The organism is Agrobacterium tumefaciens, from assembly GCF_005221385.1.
GTDB classification, from domain to species: Bacteria; Pseudomonadota; Alphaproteobacteria; order Rhizobiales; family Rhizobiaceae; genus Agrobacterium; species Agrobacterium tomkonis.
Genome location: NZ_CP039903.1, coordinates 1,714,540 through 1,728,498 on the forward strand (window position 1 = coordinate 1,714,540; position 13,959 = coordinate 1,728,498).

The window sequence follows — 13,959 nt, forward strand, 5'->3', positions numbered from 1 at the left end:
ATGGCCTTCGCCCTTCCGCTTCCATCGCTGCCAAAGCGTTACCAGCCGGCGGCCATCTGGTCGCTTTACGTGATCGGCCTCTGTCCGGGCCTCTGGTATTTCTATCTCGCCGCAACCGGCGGCCTCGGCTTTAATCCGGTCAAGGATTTCGAGCACCTGCTCGGCATCTGGGCGCTGCGCTTTCTCTGCCTTGGCCTGCTGGTGACGCCGCTGCGCGACCTCTTCAACATCAACCTCATCGCCTATCGCCGGGCGCTGGGCTTGATCGCCTTTTATTACGTGCTGGCGCATTTCACCGTCTACCTGGTGTTGGATCGCGGCCTGATCGTCAGCTCCATCGCCGGAGATATTCTCAAACGCCCCTATATCATGCTCGGCATGGCCGGGCTTGTCATGCTCTTGCCCCTTGCGCTCACCTCCAACCGCTGGTCGATCCGCAAGCTCGGCAGCCGCTGGAACACGTTACACAAGCTCGTGTATCTCGTACTCATCGTCGGCGTGCTGCATTTCGTGCTGGCGCGAAAGTCGATCACGCTGGAACCGGTGTTTTATATCAGCACTATGGTGATCCTGCTCGGCTATCGGCTGGTGCGGCCCTCGATCATGTCGATGAAGAGAGCCAAACGCGCGAGACCCGTCCGGCCATAATGGCGGCAGCACCAATTCCAGCGATATAACAGACTATATTCCACAGCGAAAAAACACGGCCGAGCAGCAAGGCGCCGGCCGTCGTCGCACGAAACGCATCCAGCGCCGGGAAATGAACAAGCCGGATGAGTTCCACGAGAACAACGGCAAGAATGGCGATGTGGACCTCATAGCCATGCCAGCGGGATGGAAAGAAGGCTGCCAGCAGCAGATAGACCATCGCCCCCCAAAGCACGGATCCGCCATATTTTACCGCCACGAACGGCAGTCCCACGTCATAACCGAAAGCCCGCAGGCAAAGGCCGCAGACGACCACCGTCATCGCCCCCGCCAGAAACCCGCTGCGGGCGAAATAAGATGGGGATACGTGTGGCAGGCCCATACGGGTTCCTTCGGGTTTTCGTATGAAAGGTGACGAACTGAGATCGGGGACGGAAATGAGCACAGGAACAAGCCAGGCCGCAAGCCGCCTCTCCGTCTTGGACAATCTGCTCTGCGATACCTATCCCTGGGGCGAACTCAAGGGCATCAGGCGTTTTATCGTCGAGTTTCTGTATTTCGGCATCAAGGAAGCCCGCGCCTGCATGTTCGCCGGCTTGTTCTTCCTCTCCATCTTTGTGGTGCCGCATGGCGGAGTGCTCGGCATTCCCCGTTATGACGTGCTGCTGATCATTGCACTCGGCATCCAGTTCTTCATGATCTGGAGCAGGCTCGAAACGCTTGACGAGGCCAAGGCCATCCTGCTGTTCCATATCGTCGGCTTCGCACTGGAGGTGTTCAAGACATCGAGCGCCATCCAGTCATGGTCCTATCCGGATTTCGCCTATAGCAAAGTCTTCGGCGTGCCGCTGTTTTCCGGCTTCATGTATGCCGCGGTCGGCAGCTACATCATTCAGGCGTGGCGGCTGCTGGATGTGCGCATTCGCCACTATCCCACCTACTGGATGGCGACCCTGATCGGCATCGCCATCTACGCCAACTTCTTCACCCACCACTTCATCGGCGACTACCGCTGGTACATCGCCGCCTGCGCCATCGGGCTCTACTCCCGCGCAACGGTGATTTACCGCCCCTATGACCGCGACCGAAAGATGCCATTGCTTCTCTCATTCGTCCTCATAGGATTTTTCGTCTGGCTGGCGGAAAATATCTCCACCTTCTTCGGCATATGGAAATATCCCGACCAGCTCGGCGCCTGGTCCGTCGTTCATATCGGGAAATGGAGCTCGTGGTCCCTGCTGGTCATCATGACCTTCACCATCGTCGCGCATCTCAAGCACATCAAGTCCCGTATTCACGTTCCGGAGTGAGAGAGATTTATCGTCAGCAGGGCATTAGGCACTGCGCGACATTCTGACAGCGCCCAGGGCGCTTGAATAGTAGCAATTTCGCTTGCCCAGCTTCCTAGTACCAAAACGCAAAAAAAGCCGGGTGATCTCTCACCCGGCTTTTTAATTCACAACGCCTGAACGGCGTCAAACCTTATGCGGCTTCGGCAGCAGCAGCCTCAGCAGCAACGCGAGCCTTGTCGGCTGCGCCCTTGGCATCAACGTCGCGCTCGACGAATTCAACGACGGCGAGAGCCGCGTTGTCGCCCTGGCGGTAGCCGGCCTTCATGATACGCAGGTAGCCGCCGTTGCGGGTTGCGTAACGCGAAGCGATCGCGTCGAACAGCTTGCGAACGGCGTCCTGATCCTTGATCTGCGAGATCGCCTGACGACGAGCGTGCAGGTCGCCGCGCTTGCCGAGGGTCACGAGACGCTCGACGATCGGACGGATTTCCTTCGCCTTCGGAAGGGTGGTGACGATCTGCTCATGGGTGATGAGCGAAGCAGCCATGTTGGCAAACATTGCCTTGCGGTGGCTGGCGGTTCTATTGAGCTTGCGGCCTGAATTTCCGTGGCGCATTGCTATTCTCCTTTAGTGCAGGTTTCCTGTGCGGACCTGCCGTTTCCTGGCACATGCAGATGACTTATCTGCTGTTTGACGGGGAAAGGCAGTCTTTAAAGGGTCTGCCTTTTTGATTGTTAGTACTGGTCTTCGTAACGCTTTGCGAGATCTTCGATGTTCTCTGGCGGCCATGCCGGCACTTCCATGCCGAGGTGCAGACCCATGGAAGCGAGAACTTCCTTGATTTCGTTCAGCGACTTGCGACCGAAGTTCGGCGTGCGAAGCATTTCGGCCTCGGTCTTCTGGATCAGGTCGCCGATATAAACGATGTTGTCGTTCTTCAGGCAGTTTGCCGAACGAACCGACAGCTCGAGCTCATCGACCTTCTTGAGAAGCGCCGGGTTGAACGCGAGTTCGGTAACCGATTCTTCTTCTGCTTCCTTCTGCGGCTCGTCGAAGTTGACGAAGACGCCCAGCTGGTCCTGAAGAATGCGAGCGGCGAAGGCAACGGCGTCTTCGCCGGAAACCGAACCGTTGGTCTCGATCGTCATAATCAGCTTGTCATAGTCGAGAACCTGGCCTTCACGGGTGTTTTCCACCTTGTAGGACACTTTCTTGACCGGAGAATAGAGGCTGTCCACCGGAATGAGGCCGATCGGGGCATCTTCCGCGCGGTTGCGCTCAGCCGGTACGTAACCCTTGCCGTTGTTGACGGTGAATTCCATGCGGATTTCAGCGCCATCATCAAGCGTGCAGATCACGTGGTCTGGGTTCAGGATCTCGATGTCGCCAACCGTCTGGATATCACCAGCGGTAACGGCACCCGGGCCCTGCTTGCGCACGACCATGCGCTTGGAATCGTCGCCATCCATCTTGATGGCGATTTCCTTGATGTTGAGCACGATATCCGTCACATCTTCCCGAACGCCGGGGATGGAGGAGAATTCATGCAGGACACCGTCGATCTGCACGGCCGTCACAGCGGCGCCACGCAGAGAAGACAACAGAACGCGACGCAGCGCGTTGCCGAGGGTAAGACCGAAACCACGTTCCAGCGGCTCGGCAACCAGTGTTGCCTTGGTGCGGCTGGACGAGGTGAACTCGACCTTGTTCGGCTTGATAAGTTCCTGCCAGTTCTTCTGAATCATCTTTAAACCTTCCGTTCGCCGCCACCATCCAATCGTGACGGACCGAGCATGAAAACACCGAGAGGAACCTAATTCAGTGGTTCATCAGTGGGTTCTTGAGCGCAAGTCCGTCGATCGAAATCGACGCGCACACGCCAGATACACGAAAATTCCGCCTGACCTGAGGACAAGGCGGAATTTCCGAACCACGGTCGCGTCAGACGCGGCGCTTCTTGCGCGGACGGCAACCATTGTGCGGGATCGGCGTCACGTCGCGAATGGAAGTGATCATGAAACCGGCAGCCTGCAGAGCGCGAAGTGCCGATTCACGACCGGAACCCGGACCGCAAACTTCAACTTCAAGCGACTTCATGCCGTGTTCCTGAGCCTTCTTCGCGCAATCTTCAGCAGCGATCTGGGCAGCGAACGGGGTCGACTTGCGCGAACCCTTGAAGCCCTTGGCACCAGCGGACGACCAGGCAATAGCATTGCCCTGTGCGTCGGTGATGGTGATCATCGTGTTGTTGAAGGTCGAGTTGACGTGCGCAACGCCCGACGTGATATTTTTGCGTTCGCGACGACGGACGCGTGCGGCTTCCTTGGCCATGTTATACCTTTCATTGATCTCTTCACCGCCGTAACACCAGCGGCTACACCGGCAATCAGCCCGTATTCGAGCTTTTCGCCAAACTCAGAAAGGCTGGCGCGGACTGCACCAGCCTCCCCTTTCCGGAGAACCGGAAAATTACTTCTTCTTACCAGCGATAGCCTTCGCCGGACCCTTGCGGGTGCGGGCGTTGGTGTGCGTGCGCTGACCGCGGACCGGAAGGCCACGACGGTGACGCAGGCCGCGGTAGCAGCCGAGATCCATCAAACGCTTGATGTTCATCGACGTGTCGCGACGAAGATCACCCTCGACCTGATAGTCGCGGTCGATGGCTTCGCGGATCTGAAGAACTTCAGCATCCGTCAGCTGATGAACGCGCTTGTCAGCCGGAAGACCGACCTTGTCCATGATTTCCTGCGCGAATTTCGGACCAATCCCGTGAATGTAGGTCAGCGCAATAACAACGCGCTTCGCAGTCGGGATGTTGACGCCAGCGATACGTGCCACGTCTTTTCTCCTTGGTTCCAGTTGCCATCCGGCAAGTGGTGATTCCAGTCGAGCGACCAACAGGGCCGCCAGTTCAAAATTGATGTCCGTGACAGGTCAAAACGACCGAACCCGGATCTCCCTTCCCTGAGGGAAATCCGCGCCAGTCGCTTGGGATGTCGCGAGTTGGCGCGGTGTTTAACGGAATCAGCGCAAAAAAGCAACCGGCTCCGCCAAGATTCTTTTGCTATCCAAAGGACGAGCTAAATCATGAGAGCGGCAAATCGGGCGAAAATCGCCGGCAGATTTTGCCACCCCGCCCCAGCCGTCAGACTGAAGCTTTCTCGAGGACGTTTTCAATAGCCTCGGTCACGGCATCGACATCCGCCATGCCATCCAGCGTCACAAGCTCACCCTGTTCGCTGTAATAGTTCGACAGGGGCGCGGTCTTCTCGCGATATTCCGTCAGCCGCTTGCGGAAGGCTTCCGGATTGTCATCCGAACGAACCGTACCGCCGGCGGCGATGGTTTCTGCGACGCGGTTTTCGATTCGGCGAATCAACGCCTCTTCGTCCACCTTCAGTTCAATGACGGCATCTAGGGCAAGATTCTTCTTGCGCATGTTCTCGGCAAGCGCCTTGGCCTGCGGAACGGTGCGCGGATAGCCGTCGAGAATAAAGCCCTTGGCACAGTCAGGCGCCTCGATGCGTTCGGAAACGATCTGATTGACGATATCGTCGGACACCAGCCCGCCGGCGTCCATGACGGCCTTGGCGCGCTTGCCGATTTCGGTGCCCGCGCTAACCGCAGCGCGAAGCATGTCACCGGTGGAAAGCTGCGGGATCCCGTACTTGTCAGTCAGCCGCTTGGCCTGGGTTCCCTTGCCCGCACCCGGCGGACCCAAAAATATCAGTCTCATCGTCCCCTCTTTCCTCCACGCAACTTCGACTTCTTGATCAGCCCTTCATATTGCTGCGCGATCAGGTGACCCTGAATTTGCGCAACCGTGTCCAGAGTTACACTGACAACGATCAAAAGCGAAGTACCACCAAGGGCTAATGGAATGCCCGTGCGTGCGATAAGTGTCTCAGGAAGGATACACACGAAGACCAGATAAATCGCGCCGACCACCGTGATGCGGGTCAGGACGTAATCGATGTACTCCGCGGTGCGGTCACCCGGACGAATGCCCGGAATGAAGCCACCGTGCTTCTTGAGGTTATCGGCCGTGTCCTTCGGATTGAAGACGATAGCCGTGTAGAAAAACGCGAAAAACGCGATCAGCAGGCCGTAGAGCGCCATGAACAACGGCTGCCCATGCTGCAGCGACGCGATGATCGCGGTCGCCCAGGACGGCAGATTGGTGTTTCCGGCAAAACCGGCAGCCGTCGCCGGCAGAAGCAGCAGCGACGATGCGAAGATCGCGGGAATGACGCCGGCCGTATTGAGCTTCAGCGGCAGATGCGAGGTATCGCCCTGGAACATCCGGTTGCCAACCTGTCGCTTCGGATATTGTATCAGCAGGCGACGCTGGGCGCGCTCCACAAAGACGATAAGCGCGATGACGCCGATGGCGACGAGGACGACCATAAGGATAAGCGGGGTCGAAAGCGCACCGGTGCGGCCGAGTTCCAGCGTGCCGGCAAGCGCCTTGGGCAGACCCGCAGCAATACCTGCAAAGATGATCAGCGAAATACCGTTGCCGATACCACGCGAGGTAATCTGTTCACCGAGCCACATCAGGAACATCGTGCCGCCAAGCAGCGTGATGACAGTGGAAACGCGGAAGAACCAGCCCGGATCGACCACGAGGCCGTTGCCGCTTTCAAGGCCGACCGCAATGCCATAGGCCTGCAGCGTGCCGAGCAGCACCGTACCGTAGCGGGTGTACTGGTTGATGATCTTGCGGCCGGCTTCGCCTTCCTTCTTCAACGCTTCGAGCGAGGGCACGACCGAGGTCATGAGCTGCACGATAATCGAAGCGGAGATGTAAGGCATGATGCCGAGGGCGAAGATCGCCATACGCTCGACAGCACCACCCGCAAACATGTTGAAAAGACCGAGAATGCCGTTGGCCTGGCCCTGGAAGGCCTGCGCATAGGCTTCTGGGTTCAGGCCCGGAAGCGGAATATGGGTGCCAAGACGGTAGACGAGAAGTGCGGCAAGAGTAAACCAGAGACGCTTTTTCAGATCCTCCGCCTTAGCGAAGGTCGAAAAATTCAGGTTCGAAGCCAGTTGTTCCGCTGCGGAAGCCATAAATTTCTCCGAATGACCCTTGCCAGCCGACGAAACCGGCCGATGCGGAAAGGTCTAAAAGATACCGGTTCAAAAACCGGGCTTCGGACGAACACGGCTTTGCGCCGCCATCATGCCTCACCCTGTTTTTTTATGTCCTATCCCCTCCCCTACGGAAGTTCAAGAACTGTGAGGCTCTCCCTGCAGCACTTTATGCCGCAAGCGGCGCGCATAACAGCTGCACCGCGAAGAGTTTGCCATGATGCATCTCTAAATCGATTTAGATCGAAAGCAACATTGGCCAGGGAGCGCAGACGCCCGGAGCACGAAGCCCCGGGCGCCTGAAGTCTATATATTACTCGGAAGCTTCGGCTGCAACCACGAGAAGCTTGATCGAGCCGCCGGCCTTCTCAATCTTTTCGAGTGCAGGCTTGGAAGCGCCGGCAACTTCGAAGGCAACCTTGGCCTTCAGCTCGCCGTCGGCGAGGATGCGTACACCGTCCTTGACGCGGCGGATAACGCCGGCTGCCTTGAGAGCAGCAGCATCGATCGTTGCGGAAGCGTCGAGCTTCTTGGCGTCGATGGCGGTCTGGATGCGGCCGAGCGACACAACAGCATATTCGGAACCGAAGATGTTGTTAAAGCCGCGCTTCGGCAGACGACGGTAGATAGGCATCTGACCGCCTTCGAAGCCGTTGATGGCGACGCCCGAACGAGCCTTCTGACCCTTCACACCGCGACCACCGGTCTTGCCCTTGCCAGAACCGATACCGCGACCTACGCGGATGCGATCCTTGGAGGAGCCTTCGTTGTCTCTGATTTCATTGAGTTTCATGATAGGTTACTCCGTCTCACTTCTCGTCAACGACGCGAACGAGATGCTGGACCGCACGGATCATGCCACGAACCGCCGGAGTATCTTCCAGGGTGCGCTGACGATGCATCTTGTTGAGACCCAGACCGACCAGCGTCTGACGCTGGATTGCCGGGCGGCGAATAGGGCTGCCGATCTGTTCGACCGTGACAGTCTTCTTGGCTTCAGTAGTTTTCTTGGCCATGATCCAGCTCCTTATTCTTCAGAAGCGTTGCCGGACGCGGCGCGGCGAGCCTGAAGGGTCGCAAACTTAAGACCGCGCTGTGCAGCGATGTCCTTCGGATGAACCTGATGCTTCAGAGCGTCGAACGTTGCGCGAACCATGTTGTATGGGTTCGACGAACCGGTCGACTTCGCAACGACGTCATGAACGCCCAGCGTTTCGAAAACAGCGCGCATCGGACCACCGGCGATGATACCGGTACCGGCCTTGGCCGAACGCAGCAGAACCTTGCCGGCGCCATGACGGCCATTGACGTCGTGATGCAGCGTGCGACCATCGCGCAGCGGAACGAAGATCAGATCGCGCTTTGCGCTTTCAGTTGCCTTGCGGATCGCTTCCGGAACTTCACGAGCCTTGCCGTGGCCGAAGCCGACGCGGCCCTTCTGGTCGCCGACGACGACGAGAGCGGCGAAGCCGAAGCGACGGCCACCCTTAACAACCTTTGCAACGCGGTTGATCGCGACCAGCTTGTCGACGAATTCGCTATCGCGCTCTTCGCGGTTCTGGCGATCTTCGCGAGAACCTCTTTTATCCTGTGCCATTGTCCTTGTCCTTTTTCTTTTACGGGTGGAACGGCAAACGAAAAGACCAGCGGCCTCGATGAGGAGATCCGCATGGCCCGGTGAAATTCCGCCCGGATCGTTGTCCGGGCGGAAAAAAATCAGAAGTTCAGACCGCCTTCGCGGGCAGCATCTGCCAGGGCCTTGACACGGCCGTGATAGATGAACGCGCCTCGGTCGAATACGACATCCTTGACGCCAGCCTTGACGCCGCGCTCGGCAACCAGCTTGCCCACGACAGATGCCGCAGCAACGTCGGCGCCGGTCTTGAGCGAGCCGCGCAGATCAGCTTCGAGCGTGGAGGCAGACGCAAGCGTCTTGCCAGCAACATCATCGATGATCTGGGCGTAGATGTTCTTCGACGAGCGATGAACCGACAGGCGCGGGCGGCCGTTGGCAACCGCCTTGATCTGGCGGCGCACACGGCTCGCGCGACGTGCAAGTGCTTCTTTCCTGCTAGCCATTTCGCGTGATCCTTACTTCTTCTTGCCTTCTTTGCGGACGATACGCTCTTCAGCGTACTTCACGCCCTTGCCCTTGTAGGGCTCGGGACCACGGTATTCGCGGATTTCCGCGGCTACCTGACCGACCTGCTGCTTGTTGATACCGGAAACGATGATTTCCGTCGGCTTCGGCACGGCAATGGTGATGCCGACCGGCGGCTCATAAACCACGTCGTGGGAGAAACCGAGCGCCAGCTGCAGGTTCTTGCCCTGCAGGGCGGCACGATAACCAACGCCGTTGATTTCGAGCTTGCGTTCGTAACCGTCCTTAACACCCTTGAAGATGTTCTCGATCATCGTGCGGGACATGCCCCACTTCGAACGAGCTTCCTTGGTGCCATTGGCGGGCGTTACGGAAACGCCGTTATCTTCGAGTTTCAGCTGAATATCGTCGTTTGCGACGAAAAACAGTTCACCCTTCGGGCCCTTCGCAGTGACCTTCTGGCCGTCGACATTGGCCGTCACACCTGCGGGAACCGGAACGGGCTTTTTACCGATACGAGACATTGTTCAATCCTGTCTGTTCGTTATGGAGATCCGTGCTCGATCTTAGAAGACCGAGCAAAGAACCTCGCCACCAACGTTCTGTTCGCGAGCCTGGTGATCGGCCATCACACCCTTCGGGGTCGAAAGGATGGTGATGCCGAGGCCGTTCGCGACCTGCGGAATGGACTTTACCGAGACATAAACCCGGCGGCCCGGCTTGGAAACGCGGCCGATCTCACGGATCACGGACGCGCCTTCGTAGTACTTCAGTTCGATGGTGAATTCGGACTTGCCGTTTTCGAAATCGACCTTGGAATAACCGCGAATGTAGCCTTCAGCCTGCAGCACGTCGAGAACGCGTGCGCGGAGGCTGGAAGCAGGCGTGCTGACCGCAGACTTGCGGCGAGCGGCACCATTGCGGATGCGGGTGAGCATATCACCCAAAGGATCAGTCATGGTCATGTGCCCGTCTCCTTACCAGCTCGACTTGACAATGCCCGGCACCTTGCCGGAATTGCCCAGCTCACGAAGCGCGATACGCGACATCTTGAGCTTGCGATAGAACGCGCGCGGACGGCCCGTTACTTCGCAGCGGTTGCGGATACGCGTCTTCGAGCCGTCACGCGGCAGCGAAGCGAGCTTCAGAGTGGCCTTGAACCGGTCTTCGATCGGAAGGGACTGGTTCATTACGATCGCCTTGAGTGCAGCACGCTTGGTGGCCTGCTGGGCGACCGACTTGCGGCGGCGCTTGTTCTTTTCAACTGCGCTTGTTTTCGCCATATCGGAGTTCCTTTTCTACGCTCGTCGTTACGGTTAGTGACGGAACGGGAAGTTGAACTCTGTAAGCAGAGCCCGAGCTTCGTCGTCCGACGTCGCCGTCGTGCAAACGATGATGTCCATGCCCCACATCTGATCAACCTTATCGTAGTTGATCTCAGGGAACACAATGTGTTCCTTGATGCCCATGGCGAAGTTGCCACGGCCGTCAAAGCTCTTGGGGTTCAGACCCCGGAAGTCGCGAACGCGCGGCAGCGCGATGTTGATCAGACGATCAAGGAATTCATACATTCGTGCGCCACGAAGGGTAACCTTCGCACCGATCGGCATGCCTTCGCGAAGCTTGAAACCAGCGATCGAATTACGAGCGCGGGTAACGACCGGCTTCTGGCCGGCGATTGCAGCCAGGTCACCGGCAGCAATGGTAGGCTTCTTGGAATCGGCAGTCGCTTCACCAACACCCATGTTGATCACGATCTTTTCAAGCTTCGGGATCATCATTACGTTGGCGTAGGAGAACTTCTCCTGCATGGCGTCGCGGATGCGCGACACGTATTCCGTCTTGAGACGCGGCTCGTACTTGTCAGCCATCGATCACTTCTCCCGAACGCTTGGCCACGCGGACCTTCTTGCCTTCTACAACAGAAAAGCCAACGCGGGTCGGCTTGCCATCCTTATCGGCGATGGCAATGTTGGAGATGTGCAAGGATGCTTCCTTGTTGATGATGCCGGCTTCCTGGCCCTGGGTCTGGCGCTGGTGACGCTTCACCATGTTTACGCCACGCACAACAGCCCGGTCTTCCTTCGGCAAAACCTGGATTACTTCGCCGGTACGGCCCTTGTCCTTACCGGTCAATACGACAACCTTGTCGCCTTTACGAATTTTCTGCATCGCAATTGCTCCTTACAGTACTTCCGGAGCCAGCGAGATGATCTTCATATGGTTCTTGGCGCGAAGTTCGCGCGGAACCGGTCCGAAGATACGGGTGCCGATGGGCTCTTTCTTGTTGTCGATAAGAACGGCTGCGTTGTTATCGAAACGGATGACGCTGCCGTCAGCGCGACGGATGTCCTTGGCGGTGCGCACGACAACCGCCTTCATCACATCGCCCTTCTTGACGCGGCCGCGCGGAATAGCTTCCTTGATGGAAACGACAATAATGTCGCCAACAGAAGCATATTTGCGCTTCGAGCCGCCCAGCACCTTGATGCACATGACACGACGTGCGCCGGAATTATCCGCCACGTCGAGGTTTGTTTGCATCTGAATCATGTCAGGTCGCCTTCTTGTTGTTACCGGAACGGTTGGGCAAACTCTCCCGAGCAAGCCCCCTGCTCCAGCTTATGAATATCTCTTTTTTTGCGCGGAAATGTCGTGACAGGGTGGTTTCCCGAGGGACCTTCCGTGCGCATCAAAGCAAAAGACGCTCGATTCACGAGCGTCCTTGCGCTGCTTCATACAGGAATTCGCGCCAAGTACAAGATGCCTGGCGCGATTCTGATGAAATTAAGCCTGGGCGGCGACGACCGTCCAGCGCTTGTCCTTGGAGATCGGTGCGCATTCCTCGATGGAAACGACATCGCCGACCTTGTATTGATTGTTTTCGTCGTGCGCCTTGTACTTCTTCGAACGACGAACGGTCTTTTGCATGAGCGGGTGAGCGAATCGACGCTCAACCCGGACCACGACAGTCTTCTCGTTCTTGTCGGACACTACGACGCCCTGCAGAATGCGTTTCGGCATATTATTTTTCCTTAGGCCTTGGCTTCTGCCGCCTTCTGGCGGGCAATGGTTTTAACGCGGGCGATGTCCTTGCGGACTTCGTTGATGCGCGAGGACTTCTCCAGCTGGCCGGTCGCCTTCTGGAAGCGCAGGTTGAACTGCTCCTTCTTCAGATCGGCGAGCTTGTCCTTGAGCTGGTCGGCGCTGAGGCCGCGAACTTCATCGGCTTTCATGTGCCTTGCTCCTTACTCTGCGATGCGCTGTACGAAGCGCGTCTTGACCGAGAGCTTGGCAGCGCCGAGACGAAGCGCCTCACGGGCGATCTCCTCGGTAACACCGTCGATCTCGAACATCATACGACCGGGCTTGACCTTGCATGCCCAGTATTCGACCGAACCCTTGCCCTTACCCATACGAACTTCGGTCGGCTTTGCCGTTACCGGAACGTCGGGGAATACGCGGATCCACACACGACCTGCGCGCTTCATGTAACGCGTGATCGCGCGGCGGGCCGCTTCGATCTCGCGTGCATTCACGCGGTTCGGTTCCTGCGACTTCAAGCCGAATTCACCGAATGCCAGGTCAAAGCCGCCCTTGGCGACGCCCTTGATGCGTCCCTTGAACTGCTTACGGTACTTAGTACGCTTTGGCTGCAACATTTTCTTACTTCTCCGAGCTTATCTTTCGCCAGCGTCAATCAAGCGTTTTCGCGACGACGATCGGGACGATCGCCACGCTCACGGCTTGCAGGGCCCTGCGCATCGCCTTCGAGACCGCGACGCTCAGAAGCCATCGGATCGTGCTCAAGGATTTCGCCCTTGAAGATCCAGACCTTGATGCCGCAAATGCCGAATGCGGTTTCAGCTTCAGCTGTGCCGTAGTCGATGTCCGCACGCAGCGTGTGCAGCGGAACGCGACCTTCGCGGTACCATTCGGTACGAGCGATTTCAGCACCGCCGAGACGGCCGCCGCAGGTGATCTTGATGCCTTCGGCGCCAAGACGCATGGCAGACTGAACCGAGCGCTTCATTGCACGGCGGAAAGCCACGCGACGCTCGAGCTGCTGGGCGATCGACTGGGCAACGAGAGTTGCGTCGATTTCCGGCTTGCGCACTTCAACGATGTTGAGGTGCGTTTCGGAGTTGGTCATCTCGGAAAGCTTCTTGCGAAGCTTCTCGATGTCCGCGCCCTTCTTGCCGATGATGAGACCCGGACGAGCCGAGTGGATCGTAACGCGGCACTTCTTGTGCGGACGCTCGATGACCACCTTGGCGATACCGGCCTGCTTGAGTTCCTTGATCAGGTATGCCCGGATCTTCAGGTCTTCATGCAGCAGCTTGCCGTATTCCGCGGTGTCAGCGTACCAGCGGCTATCCCAGGTACGGTTGATGCCGAGGCGGAAGCCGATTGGATTGATTTTCTGACCCATTATGCGGCCTCCCCTTTTTCCTCAACTTCACGAACAACGATCGTGAGGTGAGCGAACGGCTTTTCAATGCGGGACGCACGACCACGGCCACGAGCGTGGAAACGCTTCATGGTGATGGACTTGCCAACATAGGCCTCGGCGACGACGAGAGCGTCGACGTCGAGGTCATGGTTGTTTTCCGCATTGGCAATTGCAGATTCCAGCGTCTTCTTGACGGTGCCTGCAATGCGCTTGCGGGAGAATTCGAGCTCGGCGAGAGCGCGATCAACCTTCTTGCCACGGATAAGAGCGGCAACCAGGTTCAGTTTCTGGGGGCTGACGCGGAGCGTACGGGCAATGGCCTGAGCCTCATTGTCCTTCAGCCGGCGTTCGGTCTTAGCCTTCGCCATGA

The 13,959-nt window shown here is 57.8% G+C and carries 24 protein-coding genes; 2 read left to right on the forward strand and 22 right to left on the reverse strand.

Annotated elements, in window-relative coordinates; all coding sequences use genetic code 11:
* On the forward strand, positions 1–648 hold the full coding sequence (gene msrQ / locus CFBP6623_RS08555; RefSeq protein ID WP_046798177.1) for a protein-methionine-sulfoxide reductase heme-binding subunit MsrQ: 648 nt from the start codon (positions 1–3) through the stop codon (positions 646–648).
* Here msrQ and CFBP6623_RS08560 read toward each other — a convergent pair.
* On the reverse strand, positions 602–1,030 hold the full coding sequence (locus CFBP6623_RS08560) for a DUF2809 domain-containing protein (RefSeq protein ID WP_046798176.1): 429 nt from the start codon (positions 1,028–1,030) through the stop codon (positions 602–604). The genes msrQ and CFBP6623_RS08560 overlap by 47 nt on opposite strands.
* Positions 1,031–1,085: 55 nt before the next feature.
* Between CFBP6623_RS08560 and CFBP6623_RS08565 the strand changes: the two genes are divergently transcribed.
* Complete coding sequence (locus CFBP6623_RS08565) at positions 1,086–1,958, forward strand: DUF817 domain-containing protein (RefSeq protein ID WP_046798175.1); 873 nt, start codon at positions 1,086–1,088, stop codon at positions 1,956–1,958.
* 172 nt (positions 1,959–2,130) lie between these two features.
* Here CFBP6623_RS08565 and rplQ read toward each other — a convergent pair whose 3' ends face one another.
* The 21 genes from rplQ to rplV all read right to left on the reverse strand — a co-directional run bounded on the left by rplQ (position 2,131) and on the right by rplV (position 13,957).
* Positions 2,131–2,556 carry a 50S ribosomal protein L17 gene (gene rplQ / locus CFBP6623_RS08570; RefSeq protein ID WP_006313985.1) on the reverse strand — a complete coding sequence of 142 codons (426 nt, stop codon included), beginning with the start codon at positions 2,554–2,556 and terminating at the stop codon, positions 2,131–2,133.
* Between the two features lie 119 nt (positions 2,557–2,675).
* Complete coding sequence (locus CFBP6623_RS08575; protein WP_003495228.1) at positions 2,676–3,686, reverse strand: DNA-directed RNA polymerase subunit alpha; 1,011 nt, start codon at positions 3,684–3,686, stop codon at positions 2,676–2,678.
* Positions 3,687–3,882: 196 nt separating this feature from the next.
* Complete coding sequence (gene rpsK / locus CFBP6623_RS08580; protein WP_003495225.1) at positions 3,883–4,272, reverse strand: 30S ribosomal protein S11; 390 nt, start codon at positions 4,270–4,272, stop codon at positions 3,883–3,885.
* Between the two features lie 138 nt (positions 4,273–4,410).
* Complete coding sequence (rpsM, locus tag CFBP6623_RS08585) at positions 4,411–4,779, reverse strand: 30S ribosomal protein S13 (RefSeq protein WP_003507791.1); 369 nt, start codon at positions 4,777–4,779, stop codon at positions 4,411–4,413.
* Between the two features lie 307 nt (positions 4,780–5,086).
* A complete protein-coding gene (locus tag CFBP6623_RS08590; protein ID WP_046798174.1) occupies positions 5,087–5,677 on the reverse strand; it encodes an adenylate kinase in 591 nt (196 codons plus the stop codon).
* On the reverse strand, positions 5,674–7,014 hold the full coding sequence (gene secY, locus CFBP6623_RS08595; RefSeq protein WP_046798173.1) for a preprotein translocase subunit SecY: 1,341 nt from the start codon (positions 7,012–7,014) through the stop codon (positions 5,674–5,676). Before secY ends, CFBP6623_RS08590 begins: the two co-directional genes overlap by 4 nt.
* Positions 7,015–7,348: 334 nt before the next feature.
* Positions 7,349–7,828 carry a 50S ribosomal protein L15 gene (gene rplO, locus CFBP6623_RS08600; RefSeq protein WP_046798172.1) on the reverse strand — a complete coding sequence of 160 codons (480 nt, stop codon included), beginning with the start codon at positions 7,826–7,828 and terminating at the stop codon, positions 7,349–7,351.
* Positions 7,829–7,844: 16 nt separating this feature from the next.
* The gene (rpmD, locus tag CFBP6623_RS08605; protein WP_003495212.1) at positions 7,845–8,051 is read right to left on the reverse strand and encodes a 50S ribosomal protein L30; all 207 of its coding nucleotides are present in this window, start codon (positions 8,049–8,051) and stop codon (positions 7,845–7,847) included.
* An 11-nt stretch (positions 8,052–8,062) separates the two neighbouring features.
* Entirely contained in the window at positions 8,063–8,632 is a 570-nt protein-coding gene (gene rpsE / locus CFBP6623_RS08610) for a 30S ribosomal protein S5 (RefSeq protein ID WP_046798171.1), read from the reverse strand.
* A gap of 119 nt (positions 8,633–8,751) precedes the next feature.
* A complete protein-coding gene (rplR, locus tag CFBP6623_RS08615) occupies positions 8,752–9,114 on the reverse strand; it encodes a 50S ribosomal protein L18 (RefSeq protein WP_046798170.1) in 363 nt (120 codons plus the stop codon).
* Positions 9,115–9,126: 12 nt separating this feature from the next.
* The gene (gene rplF / locus CFBP6623_RS08620) at positions 9,127–9,660 is read right to left on the reverse strand and encodes a 50S ribosomal protein L6 (RefSeq protein WP_006313979.1); all 534 of its coding nucleotides are present in this window, start codon (positions 9,658–9,660) and stop codon (positions 9,127–9,129) included.
* Between the two features lie 42 nt (positions 9,661–9,702).
* Positions 9,703–10,101 (reverse strand): 30S ribosomal protein S8, encoded by a 399-nt coding sequence (gene rpsH / locus CFBP6623_RS08625; RefSeq protein ID WP_003507786.1) that lies wholly within the window; start codon positions 10,099–10,101, stop codon positions 9,703–9,705.
* Positions 10,102–10,113: 12 nt separating this feature from the next.
* On the reverse strand, positions 10,114–10,419 hold the full coding sequence (gene rpsN, locus CFBP6623_RS08630; protein WP_003495202.1) for a 30S ribosomal protein S14: 306 nt from the start codon (positions 10,417–10,419) through the stop codon (positions 10,114–10,116).
* 33 nt (positions 10,420–10,452) lie between these two features.
* Positions 10,453–11,007 (reverse strand): 50S ribosomal protein L5, encoded by a 555-nt coding sequence (gene rplE / locus CFBP6623_RS08635; RefSeq protein WP_046798169.1) that lies wholly within the window; start codon positions 11,005–11,007, stop codon positions 10,453–10,455.
* Entirely contained in the window at positions 11,000–11,308 is a 309-nt protein-coding gene (gene rplX / locus CFBP6623_RS08640) for a 50S ribosomal protein L24 (protein ID WP_046798168.1), read from the reverse strand. The genes rplE and rplX overlap by 8 nt, the downstream gene beginning before the upstream one ends.
* A gap of 12 nt (positions 11,309–11,320) precedes the next feature.
* The gene (gene rplN / locus CFBP6623_RS08645; RefSeq protein ID WP_003495199.1) at positions 11,321–11,689 is read right to left on the reverse strand and encodes a 50S ribosomal protein L14; all 369 of its coding nucleotides are present in this window, start codon (positions 11,687–11,689) and stop codon (positions 11,321–11,323) included.
* 234 nt (positions 11,690–11,923) lie between these two features.
* Positions 11,924–12,160, reverse strand: a complete 237-nt coding sequence (gene rpsQ, locus CFBP6623_RS08650) for a 30S ribosomal protein S17 (protein ID WP_006313974.1) — start codon at positions 12,158–12,160, stop codon at positions 11,924–11,926.
* 11 nt (positions 12,161–12,171) lie between these two features.
* Entirely contained in the window at positions 12,172–12,372 is a 201-nt protein-coding gene (gene rpmC / locus CFBP6623_RS08655; protein ID WP_003495193.1) for a 50S ribosomal protein L29, read from the reverse strand.
* A 12-nt stretch (positions 12,373–12,384) separates the two neighbouring features.
* Positions 12,385–12,798 (reverse strand): 50S ribosomal protein L16, encoded by a 414-nt coding sequence (rplP, locus tag CFBP6623_RS08660; protein ID WP_006313973.1) that lies wholly within the window; start codon positions 12,796–12,798, stop codon positions 12,385–12,387.
* Positions 12,799–12,836: 38 nt separating this feature from the next.
* Entirely contained in the window at positions 12,837–13,568 is a 732-nt protein-coding gene (gene rpsC / locus CFBP6623_RS08665) for a 30S ribosomal protein S3 (protein WP_003516138.1), read from the reverse strand.
* Positions 13,568–13,957 (reverse strand): 50S ribosomal protein L22, encoded by a 390-nt coding sequence (rplV, locus tag CFBP6623_RS08670; protein ID WP_006313972.1) that lies wholly within the window; start codon positions 13,955–13,957, stop codon positions 13,568–13,570. Before rplV ends, rpsC begins: the two co-directional genes overlap by 1 nt.
* Positions 13,958–13,959 lie beyond the last annotated feature (2 nt).